This is a genomic window from Pseudomonas sp. TE12234, assembly GCF_054061835.1.
Window position 1 is genome coordinate 144,513 of the sequence record NZ_JBSSEP010000015.1, and the last position, 12,577, is coordinate 157,089.

At 61.3% G+C, this 12,577-nt stretch carries 14 protein-coding genes; 7 read left to right on the forward strand and 7 right to left on the reverse strand.

Translation table 11 applies throughout. The annotated features are described in order from the left end of the window. Window positions 1–13 precede the first annotated feature (13 nt). Entirely contained in the window at window positions 14–973 is a 960-nt protein-coding gene (gene trxB / locus ACVWYU_RS21865) for a thioredoxin-disulfide reductase (protein ID WP_457373645.1), read from the reverse strand. 99 nt (window positions 974–1,072) lie between these two features. Here trxB and ACVWYU_RS21870 point away from each other — a divergent pair, with 99 nt between their 5' ends. The 7 genes from ACVWYU_RS21870 to cysG all read left to right on the forward strand — a co-directional run bounded on the left by ACVWYU_RS21870 (window position 1,073) and on the right by cysG (window position 8,928). Next, window positions 1,073–1,318: a hypothetical protein gene (locus ACVWYU_RS21870; protein ID WP_247256168.1), complete on the forward strand. Its 246-nt coding sequence runs from the start codon at window positions 1,073–1,075 to the stop codon at window positions 1,316–1,318. Then, window positions 1,293–3,704, forward strand: a complete 2,412-nt coding sequence (locus ACVWYU_RS21875; protein ID WP_090323480.1) for a DNA translocase FtsK — start codon at window positions 1,293–1,295, stop codon at window positions 3,702–3,704. Before ACVWYU_RS21870 ends, ACVWYU_RS21875 begins: the two co-directional genes overlap by 26 nt. A 65-nt stretch (window positions 3,705–3,769) precedes the next feature. Continuing rightward, a complete protein-coding gene (gene lolA, locus ACVWYU_RS21880) occupies window positions 3,770–4,390 on the forward strand; it encodes an outer membrane lipoprotein chaperone LolA (RefSeq protein WP_047527704.1) in 621 nt (206 codons plus the stop codon). 150 nt (window positions 4,391–4,540) lie between these two features. Further along, window positions 4,541–5,863: a replication-associated recombination protein A gene (locus ACVWYU_RS21885; RefSeq protein WP_090323478.1), complete on the forward strand. Its 1,323-nt coding sequence runs from the start codon at window positions 4,541–4,543 to the stop codon at window positions 5,861–5,863. Beyond that, on the forward strand, window positions 5,863–6,237 hold the full coding sequence (gene crcB, locus ACVWYU_RS21890) for a fluoride efflux transporter CrcB (RefSeq protein ID WP_130211205.1): 375 nt from the start codon (window positions 5,863–5,865) through the stop codon (window positions 6,235–6,237). The genes ACVWYU_RS21885 and crcB overlap by 1 nt, the downstream gene beginning before the upstream one ends. A 15-nt stretch (window positions 6,238–6,252) precedes the next feature. Beyond that, window positions 6,253–7,533 carry a serine--tRNA ligase gene (gene serS, locus ACVWYU_RS21895; protein ID WP_090323474.1) on the forward strand — a complete coding sequence of 427 codons (1,281 nt, stop codon included), beginning with the start codon at window positions 6,253–6,255 and terminating at the stop codon, window positions 7,531–7,533. Further along, a complete protein-coding gene (gene cysG / locus ACVWYU_RS21900) occupies window positions 7,534–8,928 on the forward strand; it encodes a siroheme synthase CysG (protein ID WP_390956656.1) in 1,395 nt (464 codons plus the stop codon). Window positions 8,929–9,048: 120 nt separating this feature from the next. On the opposite strand, the gene ACVWYU_RS21905 is transcribed toward cysG, so the two are convergent. The 6 genes from ACVWYU_RS21905 to tusD form a co-directional block, all read right to left on the reverse strand. Continuing rightward, a complete protein-coding gene (locus ACVWYU_RS21905; RefSeq protein ID WP_457373646.1) occupies window positions 9,049–10,056 on the reverse strand; it encodes a glutathione S-transferase family protein in 1,008 nt (335 codons plus the stop codon). An 89-nt stretch (window positions 10,057–10,145) separates the two neighbouring features. Next, on the reverse strand, window positions 10,146–11,147 hold the full coding sequence (locus ACVWYU_RS21910; RefSeq protein ID WP_457373647.1) for a glycosyl transferase family protein: 1,002 nt from the start codon (window positions 11,145–11,147) through the stop codon (window positions 10,146–10,148). Continuing rightward, entirely contained in the window at window positions 11,144–11,479 is a 336-nt protein-coding gene (locus ACVWYU_RS21915) for a TusE/DsrC/DsvC family sulfur relay protein (RefSeq protein ID WP_248915389.1), read from the reverse strand. The genes ACVWYU_RS21910 and ACVWYU_RS21915 overlap by 4 nt, the downstream gene beginning before the upstream one ends. After that, on the reverse strand, window positions 11,476–11,769 hold the full coding sequence (gene tusB, locus ACVWYU_RS21920; protein WP_457373648.1) for a sulfurtransferase complex subunit TusB: 294 nt from the start codon (window positions 11,767–11,769) through the stop codon (window positions 11,476–11,478). The genes ACVWYU_RS21915 and tusB overlap by 4 nt, the downstream gene beginning before the upstream one ends. Continuing rightward, window positions 11,769–12,131 carry a sulfurtransferase complex subunit TusC gene (gene tusC, locus ACVWYU_RS21925; RefSeq protein WP_390956652.1) on the reverse strand — a complete coding sequence of 121 codons (363 nt, stop codon included), beginning with the start codon at window positions 12,129–12,131 and terminating at the stop codon, window positions 11,769–11,771. The genes tusB and tusC overlap by 1 nt, the downstream gene beginning before the upstream one ends. A gap of 1 nt (window position 12,132) precedes the next feature. Beyond that, window positions 12,133–12,525 (reverse strand): sulfurtransferase complex subunit TusD, encoded by a 393-nt coding sequence (tusD, locus tag ACVWYU_RS21930; protein WP_457373659.1) that lies wholly within the window; start codon window positions 12,523–12,525, stop codon window positions 12,133–12,135. Between the last annotated feature and the right edge of the window lie 52 nt (window positions 12,526–12,577).

Genomic DNA, 12,577 nt, shown 5'->3' on the forward strand with positions numbered 1-12,577 from the left:
ACTCAGTGTGCCGTCAAACGACGGGAATGTCGTCCAGGTATTTTTCCGCATCCAGTGCCGCCATGCAGCCCGCTCCGGCCGAAGTGACGGCCTGGCGATAGACATGGTCGGCCACATCACCTGCAGCGAATACGCCAGGGATGGCCGTCGCCGTGGCGTCGCCTTCGTTGCCGCCCTTGACCAATAGGTAGCCGTCCCGCATTTCCAGCTGGCCGACGAACAGGTCGGTGTTGGGCTTGTGGCCAATGGCGATGAACACGCCGGCCAGGGGTAATTCCTGTGTGGCCCCGGTATGGCTATCGCGCAGGCGCGCGCCGGTGACGCCGCTGGCATCGCCCAGCACTTCATCCAGATGCTGGTTCCAGTGCAGGCGGATATTGCCATTGGCGGCTTTTTCGAAGAGCTTGTCTTGCAGGATCTTCTCCGAGCGCAACTTGTCGCGACGATGAATCAAATGGACTTCCTTGGCGATGTTCGACAAGTACAGCGCTTCTTCAACCGCGGTATTACCGCCTCCGATCACGGCGACGACCTGGTTGCGATAGAAAAAGCCGTCACAGGTCGCGCAGGCTGAAACGCCTTTGCCGGCAAACGTCTCTTCCGAGGGCAGCCCCAGGTATTGCGCGGATGCCCCGGTGGCGATAATCAGCGCATCGCAGGTGTAGGTTCCGCTGTCTCCCGTAAGTTCAAACGGGCGCTGTTGCAACTTGGCCGTGTGGATGTGGTCGTAAACGATCTGTGTGTCAAAGCGTTCGGCGTGTTTTTGCATGCGCTCCATCAGGACGGGGCCGGTAAGGCCTTCGACATCGCCGGGCCAGTTATCGACTTCGACGGTGGTGGTGAGCTGGCCGCCTGCCTGTATGCCGGTAATGACAACGGGTTTGAGGTTGGCGCGGGCGGCATACACGGCTGCGCTGTAACCGGCGGGGCCGGAACCCAGAATGATCAGGCGGTGATGCTTCGCTTCGCTCATAAAAACACCTCATAAGCCTTTGTCACAAAAGAGAATGCGTGCTCAAATTGAGTCGCACGTCATGTGCTTTTGACTATGCTACAAGCTAAGGTTTCAAGCATGGCATCGGACGAACAAACCCGTACAATGCCTGGCTGTAACAGTGTTTGTAACAAAATAAGCATTGCGCTTCGTGTTTATAAAAACCAAGGCGCAGTGTTAAAAGTAGTCCCTGTTACGTCCGTTAACTTTTTTACCTGCCTGGATTGGGCAGTTTTTTTGGCAGTTTTCATAGTCATTCAACAGATGGACGCGCCGCAGGCGCAGGAAAAGAAGCGTTTTGAAGAAATCCACCGCAGCACCTAAACCAGCCGTCGTTCCGCTCTGGCGCCAGCATCTGCACTACCGACTCAAGGAAGGTGCATTGATCGCCATTGGTGCCTTGTGCCTGTTCCTGATGATGGCCTTGTTGACCTATGGCAAGGACGATCCGGGCTGGAGCCATAACAGCAAGATCGATGACGTACAGAACTTCGGAGGGCCGGCGGGTTCCTACAGCGCCGATATCCTGTTCATGGTGCTCGGCTACTTCGCCTACATCTTCCCGTTGCTGCTGGCGATCAAGACGTACCAGATATTCCGTCAACGCCATGAGCCATGGCAGTGGAGCGGCTGGCTGTTTTCCTGGCGCCTGATCGGCCTGGTGTTTCTGGTACTGTCCGGCGCTGCATTGGCGCACATCCATTTCCATGCCGCGACCGGTCTGCCGGCCGGGGCGGGCGGCGCACTGGGGGAAAGCCTCGGCGATCTGGCAAAGAACGCCCTGAACATCCAGGGCAGTACGCTGCTGTTCATCGCGCTGTTCCTGTTCGGCCTGACGGTGTTTACCGACCTGTCCTGGTTCAAGGTGATGGACCTCACCGGCAAGATCACCCTCGACCTTTTCGAGCTGTTCCAGGGCGCGGCCAATCGCTGGTGGGCGGCCCGTACCGAACGCAAGCAACTGGTCGCGCAATTGCGAGAAGTCGACGATCGGGTGCATGACGTGGTCGCGCCGACCGTTACCGACAAGCGCGAGCAGGCCAAGGTCAAGGAGCGCCTGATCGAGCGTGAGCAGGCGCTGAGCAAGCACATGTCCGAGCGCGAGAAGCAGGTGCCGCCGGTGATCGCGCCGGCCCCGGTCAAGGCCCCCGAGCCAAGCAAGCGCGTACAGAAAGAGAAGCAGGCGCCGCTGTTCGTCGACAGTGCCGTGGAAGGCACCTTGCCGCCGATCTCGATTCTCGATCCTGCGGAAAAGAAACAGCTCAACTATTCACCGGAGTCCCTGGCGGCGGTCGGTCACTTGCTGGAGATCAAACTCAAGGAGTTCGGCGTCGAAGTCACCGTGGACTCGATCCATCCGGGGCCGGTGATCACCCGCTACGAAATCCAGCCGGCGGCCGGGGTCAAGGTCAGCCGTATTGCCAACCTGGCCAAAGACCTCGCGCGCTCCCTGGCCGTGACCAGTGTGCGGGTCGTGGAAGTGATTCCCGGCAAGACCACGGTCGGTATCGAGATCCCCAACGAAGACCGGCAGATCGTGCGTTTCTCCGAAGTACTCTCGACACCCGAATACGACAATTTCAAATCGCCGGTCACCCTGGCTCTGGGTCATGACATCGGCGGCAAGCCGGTGATCACCGATCTGGCGAAAATGCCTCACCTGCTGGTGGCCGGTACCACCGGTTCCGGTAAGTCGGTGGGTGTGAACGCGATGATCCTGTCGATCCTGTTCAAGTCCGGCCCGGAAGACGCCAAACTGATCATGATCGACCCGAAAATGCTGGAACTGTCGATCTACGAGGGCATTCCGCATCTGCTGTGCCCGGTGGTGACCGACATGAAGGACGCCGCCAACGCCCTGCGCTGGAGCGTTGCCGAGATGGAGCGGCGTTACAAGCTGATGGCGAAGATGGGGGTACGGAACCTGTCGGGCTTCAACGCCAAGGTCAAGGAAGCCCAGGACGCCGGCGAACCGTTGAGCGACCCGCTGTACAAGCGCGAAAGCATCCACGACGAAGCGCCGCTGCTGCAAAAGCTGCCGACCATCGTCGTGGTCGTGGACGAATTCGCCGACATGATGATGATCGTCGGCAAGAAGGTTGAAGAACTGATTGCCCGTATCGCCCAGAAGGCGCGTGCCGCCGGCATTCACTTGATCCTCGCGACCCAGCGTCCGTCGGTGGACGTGATCACCGGCCTGATCAAGGCCAACATCCCGACCCGCATGGCGTTCCAGGTATCGAGCAAGATCGACTCCCGGACCATCATCGACCAGGGCGGCGCCGAACAACTGCTGGGCCACGGTGACATGCTGTACATGCCGCCGGGCACCAGTCTGCCGATTCGTGTCCACGGCGCGTTCGTTTCCGATGACGAGGTTCATCGGGTGGTTGAAGCCTGGAAACTGCGCGGTGCGCCGGAGTACAACGACGACATTCTCAACGGTGTCGAAGAGGCCGGCAGTGGCTTTGAAGGCAGCAGCGGGGGCGGTGACGGTGATGATCCGGAGGCCGACGCGCTGTACGACGAGGCGGTGCAGTTCGTTCTGGAAAGCCGTCGGGCGTCCATTTCCGCGGTTCAGCGCAAGCTGAAAATCGGCTACAACCGCGCTGCGCGCATGATCGAAGCCATGGAAATGGCCGGGGTCGTGACGTCCATGAACACCAACGGTTCGCGTGAAGTCCTGGCCCCTGGCCCGGTGCGCGACTGACCTGATTTTGAAGGGCGGCGTCTTCAGGCGCCGCCTGCACTCCCACGAATGTTATGAGGACTCCCATGCGTCTTATCCGCATGCTGCTGCCGGTACTGGCCTTGACCACGCTCTCGGCCCACGCCGATGAAAAGGACGTGGCGCGCCTGACCCAACTGCTGGAAAAATCCCAGACCCTGACCGCGCGTTTCTCCCAGCTGACCCTTGATGGCACGGGCACCCAATTGCAGGAAACCGCCGGTGAGATGTCCCTGCAACGCCCGGGACTGTTCTACTGGCACACCAATGCGCCAGCCGAGCAGACCATGGTCTCCGACGGCAAGAAAGTGACCCTGTGGGACCCCGATCTGGAACAGGCCACCATCAAGAATCTCGACCAGCGCCTGACCCAGACTCCGGCCTTGCTGCTGTCCGGTGACGTGTCCAAGATCAGCCAGAGCTTCGACATCAGCGCCAAGGAAGCCGGCGGCGTGATCGACTTCACCTTGAAGCCGAAAACCAAGGACACCTTGTTCGACAGCCTGCGCCTGTCGTTCCGCAATGGCCTGGTCAATGACATGCAACTGATTGACAGTGTCGGTCAGCGCACCAATATCCTGTTCACCGGCGTGAAGGCCAACGAGCCGATCCCGGCCTCGAAATTCAAGTTCGACATCCCCAAGGGTGCGGACGTGATCCAGGAATAAGACGCAACACCCTTGTAGGAGCGAGCCTGCTCGCGATGGGCGTTAACGATAACGCTGGCAGCCTGACACCCAGCGCTGCCCGTAAGTCCATCGCGAGCAGGCTCGCTCCTACAGTGGGGACGGTGTCCAATTGAGGTTTCAGAGGTAGTGATGGACCTGTTTCGCAGTGCCCCGATTGCCCAACCATTGGCCGCCCGCTTGCGTGCGACCAATCTGGACGAGTACGTCGGTCAGGAACACGTGCTCGCTCGCGGCAAGCCATTGCGCGAAGCGCTGGAGCAGGGTGCCCTGCATTCGATGATCTTCTGGGGACCGCCGGGCGTGGGCAAGACCACCCTGGCGCGCCTGCTCGCGGAAGTCTCGGACGCGCATTTCGAAACGGTGTCGGCGGTGTTGGCCGGGGTCAAGGAAATCCGCCAGGCCGTGGAAATCGCCAAGCAACAGGCCGGGCAATACGGCAAGCGCACCATCCTTTTCGTCGACGAAGTGCATCGCTTCAACAAGTCGCAGCAGGACGCGTTCCTGCCATACGTTGAAGACGGCACGCTGATTTTCATTGGCGCGACCACGGAAAACCCTTCGTTCGAACTCAATAACGCCTTGCTTTCCCGCGCCCGCGTCTACGTGCTCAAGAGCCTCGACGAAGCGGCGCTGCGCAAACTGGTGCAGCGTGCGCTGACCGAAGAGCGTGGCCTGGGCAAGCGCCAGCTCACCCTGAGCGATGAAGGCTTCCAGATGCTGTTGTCGGCCGCCGATGGCGATGGCCGGCGCCTGCTCAATTTGCTCGAAAACGCCTCGGACCTCGCCGAAGACAACAGCGAAATGGGTGTCGATCTGCTGCAAAGCCTGCTGGGCGATACCCGTCGTCGTTTCGACAAGGGTGGCGAAGCGTTCTACGACCAGATTTCCGCGCTGCATAAATCGGTACGCGGCTCCAACCCTGATGGCGCGCTGTACTGGTTCGCGCGGATGATCGACGGCGGTTGCGATCCGTTGTACCTGGCCCGGCGCGTGGTGCGCATGGCCAGCGAAGACATCGGCAATGCCGACCCGCGTGCGCTGAGCCTGTGCCTGGCGGCGTGGGAGGTGCAGGAGCGCCTCGGCAGTCCCGAAGGCGAACTGGCGGTGGCCCAGGCCATCACCTACCTGGCCTGCGCGCCTAAAAGCAACGCGGTGTACATGGGTTTCAAGGCCGCGATGCGCAGCGCCACCGAGCACGGCTCCCTGGAAGTGCCGCTGCACCTGCGCAATGCCCCGACCAAACTGATGAAACAGCTGGGCTATGGCGACGAATACCGTTATGCCCACGATGAGCCGGATGCCTACGCCGCCGGCGAAGACTACTTTCCGGAAGAGCTCGAACCTCAACCCTTCTATCAGCCCGTACCACGCGGCCTGGAATTGAAGATTGGCGAGAAGCTCAATCACCTGGCGCAACTGGATCGTTTAAGCCCCCGGCAGCGGAGAAAATAGTGGTTCCCTTGATCATCGCGGTTTCCGTCGGCGGGATAGCCGGCACGCTGTTGCGCTTCGCCACCGGTAACTGGGTCAATGCTAATTGGCCGCGGCACTTCTATACCGCGACGCTGGCCGTTAATATCGTGGGCTGTTTGCTGATCGGCTTTCTATACGGTCTGTTTTTGATTCGCCCGGAGGTGCCGTTCGAGGTACGCGCCGGGTTGATCGTCGGCTTCCTCGGAGGGCTGACGACTTTTTCATCCTTTTCACTGGATACGGTGCGCCTGCTTGAAAGCGGGCAGGTGCCGCTGGCACTGGGCTATGCTGCCATCAGCGTATTCGGCGGGCTGCTCGCCACCTGGGCTGGCCTGTCCTTGACCAAACTTTGATAACGAGAGACCGACATGCTCGATTCCAAACTGTTACGTAGCAACCTTCAGGACGTAGCGGACCGCCTGGCATCCCGTGGCTTTGCCCTGGATGTTGCGCGCATCGAAGCGCTGGAAGAACAGCGCAAGACCGTCCAGACCCGCACCGAAGCCCTGCAGGCTGAACGTAATGCGCGCTCCAAATCCATCGGTCAGGCCAAGCAGCGCGGCGAAGACATCGCGCCGTTGATGGCGGACGTCGAGCGCATGGCCGGCGAGTTGAGTGCCGGCAAGGTCGAACTGGACGCGATCCAGACCGAGCTGGACTCGATCCTGCTCGGTATTCCAAACCTGCCACACGAGTCCGTACCGGTCGGCAAAGACGAAGAAGATAACGTCGAAGTGCGCCGCTGGGGTACGCCGACCGCGTTCGATTTCCCGGTTCAGGACCACGTTGCCCTGGGCGAGAAATTCGGCTGGCTGGACTTCGAAACCGCCGCCAAGCTCTCCGGCGCACGTTTTTCCCTGCTGCGCGGGCCGATTGCCCGTCTGCACCGCGCCCTGGCGCAGTTCATGATCAACCTGCACGTCACCGAGCACGGCTACGAAGAGGCTTACACGCCGTATCTGGTCCAGGCCCCGGCGCTGCAAGGCACCGGCCAGTTGCCCAAGTTCGAAGAAGACCTGTTCAAGATCGCCCGTGAAGGCGAGGCTGATCTGTACCTGATCCCGACCGCCGAAGTGTCCCTGACCAATATCGTGGCCGGTGAAATCGTCGATTCGAAACAGCTGCCAATCAAGTTCGTTGCCCACACCCCATGCTTCCGCAGCGAAGCCGGTGCGTCGGGTCGCGACACCCGCGGCATGATCCGCCAGCACCAGTTCGACAAGGTCGAGATGGTGCAGATCGTCGAGCCTTCGACCTCGATGGAAGCGCTGGAAGGCCTGACCGCCAACGCCGAGAAAGTCCTGCAACTGCTGGAACTGCCTTATCGCACCATTGCACTGTGCACCGGTGACATGGGCTTCGGCGCGATCAAGACCTACGATCTGGAAGTGTGGATCCCGAGCCAGGACAAGTACCGTGAAATTTCGTCGTGCTCCAACTGCGGCGACTTCCAGGCCCGTCGCATGCAGGCACGTTTCCGCAACCCGGAAACCGGCAAGCCGGAACTGGTCCACACCCTGAACGGCTCCGGCCTGGCGGTCGGTCGTACCCTGGTGGCCGTGCTGGAGAACTACCAGCAGGCCGACGGTTCGATCCGTGTGCCTGAAGTGCTGAAGCCGTACATGGGTGGCCTCGAGGTCATCGGCTGAATGAACTATCTGCCGCTGTTCCATAACCTTCGCGGCAGTCGTGTGTTGGTCGTCGGCGGGGGGGAAATTGCCTTGCGCAAATCCCGCCTGCTGGCCGATGCCGGTGCGCTACTGCGGGTGGTCGCACCTGAAATCGAAACTCAATTGAGCGAACTGGTCACCCTCAGTGGTGGCGAGTGCGTGCTGCGCGGTTACGTCGAGGCGGACCTGGACGGTTGCGGGCTGATCATTGCCGCCACCGACGACGAAGCGCTGAACGCGCAAGTCTCCGCCGATGCCCATCGGCGTTGCGTGCCGGTCAATGTGGTGGACGCGCCGGCCCTGTGCAGCGTGATCTTCCCGGCCATCGTCGACCGCTCACCCCTGGTGATTGCCGTGTCCAGCGGCGGCGATGCGCCGGTCCTGGCGCGCTTGATCCGCGCCAAGATTGAAACCTGGATTCCCTCCACCTACGGTCAACTGGCCGGTCTGGCGGCACGCTTCCGCAATCAGGTCAAAGGCCTGTTGCCGGATGTGCAACAGCGCCGGGCATTCTGGGAGGACGTGTTCCAGGGACCGATTGCCGACCGGCAACTGGCCGGGCAGGGCGCCGAAGCCGAGCGTTTGCTGCAAGTGAAAATTGACGGTGAAGCGCCCGTGGCGACCGGCGAGGTGTATCTGGTAGGCGCCGGCCCCGGTGATCCCGACTTGCTGACCTTCCGTGCCCTGCGCCTGATGCAGCAAGCCGATGTGGTGCTGTATGACCGCTTGGTGGCACCGGCGATTCTCGAGCTGTGTCGGCGTGATGCCGAGCGGGTTTATGTCGGCAAGCGCCGCGCCGATCACGCCGTGCCGCAGGACCAGATCAACCAGCAACTGGTGGACCTGGCCAGGCAAGGCAAGCGTGTGGTGCGGTTGAAGGGTGGCGATCCGTTCATCTTCGGCCGCGGCGGTGAAGAGATCGAAGAACTGGCGGCCCAAGGCATTCCGTTCCAGGTCGTGCCGGGCATCACGGCGGCCAGCGGTTGCGCGGCGTACGCCGGGATCCCGCTGACTCACCGTGATTACGCGCAGTCGGTGCGGTTTGTCACCGGCCATCTCAAGGACGGTTCCACCGATCTGCCATGGGCCGATCTGGTTGCCCCGGCGCAGACCCTGGTGTTTTACATGGGGCTGGTGGGTCTGCCGATCATCTGCGAACAGCTGATCAAGCATGGTCGCGACGCCAATACCCCGGCGGCGTTGATCCAGCAGGGCACCACGGTCAACCAGCGAGTGTTTACCGGCACCCTGGCCGATCTGCCACGGCTGGTGGCGGAGCATGAAGTGCATGCGCCTACGCTGGTGATCGTGGGTGAGGTGGTGCAACTGCGCGAGAAACTGGCGTGGTTCGAAGGGGCTCAGGCGCAGGTCTGAAAACCGGGTTGCCCCGATCGCGAGCAGGCTCGCTCCCACAGGGGATTTGTGAACGACACAAATCAAATGTGGGAGCGAGCCTGCTCGCGATTACGTCCTTAAATCACCGCAAGGTTCAGATCAGACTCCGGCCCTGCGCCAAACCCCTTTGCCGCTCAACCGCGCCCGGTCATGGGCCGCGCTGAAGTCCTGTTTCGGGCCTTTGGGCACGATGCCGGTCGGGTTGATGGTCCTGTGGCTACCGTAGTAGTGATGCTTGATGTGGGTGAAGTCCACCGTCTCGGCAATGCCCGGCCACTGATAAATCTCCCGCAGCCAGTTCGACAGGTTCGGAAAATCGGCAATCCGCCGCAGGTTGCACTTGAAGTGCCCGTAATACACCGCGTCGAATCGAATCAATGTGGTGAACAGGCGGATATCCGCTTCGGTCAGGTATTCCCCCGTCAGGTAGCGGTTGGCACCCAGCAATTGCTCCAGTCGATCCAGTTCTGCGAACAATTCATCGAACGCTTCCTCATAAGCCTGCTGCGACGTGGCAAACCCGGCACGGTACACGCCATTGTTCACCGCCGGATAAATCCGCTCGTTCAGCGCATCGATCTCGTTGCGTAGCGGCGCCGGGTAGAAGTCCAGGTCATTGCCGGTCAGCGCGTCGAACGCGCCATTGAACATGCGGATGATTTCCGCCGATTCATTGTTGACGATGCGCTGCTGTTGCTTGTCCCACAGCACTGGCACCGTGACACGGCCGGTGTAGTCGGCGGCATCGGCGGTGTAGCGCTGGTGCATGAAGTCGAAGTGATCAAGCTTGTCGCCGGTCGAGCCATGGGACTTGTCGAAGGTCCAGCCGTTTTCCAGCATCAGATAGCTGACCACCGACACGTCGATCAGGTTTTCGAGGCCCTTGAGTTTGCGCAGGATCAGCGTGCGATGGGCCCACGGACAGGCCAGGGAAACATAAAGGTGATAACGACCGGCCTCGGCCGCAAAGCCACCGACGCCGGTCGGTCCCGGCTTGCCGTCGTCCGTCACCCAGTGACGGCGCTGCGCCTGTTCGCGCTGAAACGCGCCGTCCTTGCTGCTTTCGTACCACTTGTCCTGCCAGCGACCTTCGACTAACAAACCCATGCTCAGACTCCTCAACCCATAATCGTTGGAGTGGAGTCTATTCCCATGAGTTCGAACAAAAAGCGCAAAGGTTGGGCGGTTATGATCGATTAAATCGATTTATCCCGAGCATCCCAGTACCGCTGTGCGGTTTCGAACGCCTGTTCGCGGCTCTGTCCGAGGCCGCGTAACGCCAGGGCCATGGTGGAAATCAGGGCCATCTGCGGATAACTGTCGACCACATCCCCGCGCCAGACGGCTTTCAGGTGTTCGGGGTCGAGGCTGGCCGGTTTGACGTGGCGCTGGCTCGACAGCTGCGGCCATTCCTCGTCCCAGCTCTCGCCACCCGTGGTGCCATACAGGTGACTGTCGGCATCGGGATTGATCTCGATCTCGCCGCCATCGCCCTTGACCACAATCGCGGTGTCACCGAGCAAGCCGCTGGCATCGCGGTGCACCGCCTGATAGCCAGGGTGGAAAATGCTTTGCAGGCCGCAGCGCGCACCCAACGGGTTGAGAATGCGCGTCAGGGAATGGATCGGCGAGCGCAGGCCCAGGGTGTTGCGCAGGTCGATCATGCGTTGCAGTTGCGGCGCCCAGTCCACCAACGGCATGAAGGCCAGGCCGCCGTTGTCCAGTGCTTCGCCGACCTGCTGCCAGTTGCGGCACAGCGGGATCTGCAATTGTCCCAGCAATTGTTCGCTGTACAGCCGACCCGCCGTATGGGCGCCAGCGCCGTGCATGAAGATGCGTACGCCGTTTTGCGCCAGGCACCTGGCCGCCAGCAGATACCACGGCAAATGACGCTTTTTGCCGGCATAGGTCGGCCAGTCCAGATCCACCGCCAGTGAGGGCGGCTTCAAGCGCTCACGCAAGGCTTCGGTGAACCCGGCCATTTCTTCGGCGCTTTCTTCCTTGTGCCGCAGCAGCATCAGGAACGCGCCGAGCTGGGTGTCCTCGACCTTGCCGTCGAGCACCATGCCCATGGCTTCACGGGCTTCCTCGCGAGTCAGGTCGCGGGCGCCGCGCTTGCCTTTGCCGAGAATCCGCACGAACTGGGCGAACGGGTGTTCGGCGGGCGTTTCGAGGGTCAGCACTGGATAGTCGGTCATAAGCAATTCGTCGGTTTGGGCAGACCCGCCAGTTTCGCGGCGAGTTTGGCAGGGGTGCCTTTGAACAGTCGGTTCAGGTGCAGGCTGTTGCCCTTGGTCGGGCCGAGTTTCAAGGCGGTGTATTTGATCAGCGGACGGGTGGCCGGCGACAACTGGAATTCGGCGTAGAAACTGCGCAGCAGCTCAAGGATTTCCCAGTGCTCGGGGGTCAGTTCGATGTCTTCGGCTGCCGCCAGGGCGGTGGCAACTTCAGTCGACCAATCACTGAGTTCGAGCAGAAAACCGTCCTTGTCCAGCGCGATGGTACGTGTGCCGACTGTCAGGGAATTCATAGCCAACTGTTGACCTTGTCGTGGTGGATCGACAGCTCGACGAAGGCCGGGTAATCAATGGCCGTGGCCCAGTCTGGAACGGCGATGGCCCGCGCTTGGGCATCTTCGGCCAACACGTAGAGGGTCAGGCCGCGAGCGTTCAGCACCGCGCAAGGCGCAGTACCCGGCTGCAAGGCATAGGCCGAGTCGCCGGACAGCAGCAGCGCGTCGTTGGCGCCGATCACGCGCAGGCAACTGCTCAGGCGCGAGTCGCCGAAGGGGGAATGAGACAACACATGCAAAGTCGACATCAGAGGGTCATCACCTGATCGTAACGGTCAATGAGCGCCGTGATTTCGTCGGCAGTCAGCAACTGGGCTTCCTCCAGCGACAGGGCACGGGTGTCCAAGCCACGTTCGGCGGCGCTGTCGGCACAGAAAAACAGCTCCTCGACACCGAACATCGGCAGGGCCTGAAGGTTGGCGCTCAGGTCTTTCTGTTGCAGGGATTTGGCGTTCTGTCGTGCGGCGAGCTGCAACACGCCGTCATCGAGAAACAGCAGGCCAATGGGTAGATCGAAGGCACCGCCGGCCAGCACGATGTCCAGCGCTTCGCGCGCGCCCGGCCCGGACCAGGGCGATTGGCGACTGATGATCAGCAGGGATTTGGCCACTTCAAGCACCTCCGAAACAGATCAGGCGGTCGGCATCTTGAACCGCATCATGCAGCTGACCGAGGCCGGACAATTCCCACGGCGCGCCGACGGCGACGGCTTCACGTTGATAGCGCCTGGCTTCTTCTTCGTTCAACACACCGCGGCGCAGGGCGGCGGCGATGCATACCACGCCATCGAGTTGGTGCTCGGAAACAAAGGCGCGCCATTGCTTGGGCAGGTCCTGCTCGTCCTGGGGCGTGACCACGCTGCTGGAGGCGTTGTACACACCGTCCTGGTAGAAAAACAGCCGGACAATTTCATGCCCGCCGGCCAGCGCGGCCTGGGCGAACAGCAGGGCACGGCGCGAGGAGGGCGCATGGGCGGCGGAAAACAGCGCGATGGCGAACTTCATGATGGACTCGATCAGCAAAACTGCGGCCATGATAAAGCTTTATCCGTGGGCC

What these genes read in the sequence shown, in the direction of transcription:
- trxB (WP_457373645.1), bottom strand. Translation starts at nt 973, where the DNA reads ATGAGCGAAGCGAAGCATCACCGCCTGATCATTCTGGGTTCCGGCCCC.
- ACVWYU_RS21870 (WP_247256168.1), top strand. Translation starts at nt 1,073, where the DNA reads ATGGCATCGGACGAACAAACCCGTACAATGCCTGGCTGTAACAGTGTT.
- lolA (WP_047527704.1), top strand. Translation starts at nt 3,770, where the DNA reads ATGCGTCTTATCCGCATGCTGCTGCCGGTACTGGCCTTGACCACGCTC.
- ACVWYU_RS21885 (WP_090323478.1), top strand. Translation starts at nt 4,541, where the DNA reads ATGGACCTGTTTCGCAGTGCCCCGATTGCCCAACCATTGGCCGCCCGC.
- serS (WP_090323474.1), top strand. Translation starts at nt 6,253, where the DNA reads ATGCTCGATTCCAAACTGTTACGTAGCAACCTTCAGGACGTAGCGGAC.
- cysG (WP_390956656.1), top strand. Translation starts at nt 7,534, where the DNA reads ATGAACTATCTGCCGCTGTTCCATAACCTTCGCGGCAGTCGTGTGTTG.
- ACVWYU_RS21905 (WP_457373646.1), bottom strand. Translation starts at nt 10,056, where the DNA reads ATGGGTTTGTTAGTCGAAGGTCGCTGGCAGGACAAGTGGTACGAAAGC.
- ACVWYU_RS21910 (WP_457373647.1), bottom strand. Translation starts at nt 11,147, where the DNA reads ATGACCGACTATCCAGTGCTGACCCTCGAAACGCCCGCCGAACACCCG.
- ACVWYU_RS21915 (WP_248915389.1), bottom strand. Translation starts at nt 11,479, where the DNA reads ATGAATTCCCTGACAGTCGGCACACGTACCATCGCGCTGGACAAGGAC.
- tusB (WP_457373648.1), bottom strand. Translation starts at nt 11,769, where the DNA reads ATGTCGACTTTGCATGTGTTGTCTCATTCCCCCTTCGGCGACTCGCGC.
- tusD (WP_457373659.1), bottom strand. Translation starts at nt 12,525, where the DNA reads ATGAAGTTCGCCATCGCGCTGTTTTCCGCCGCCCATGCGCCCTCCTCG.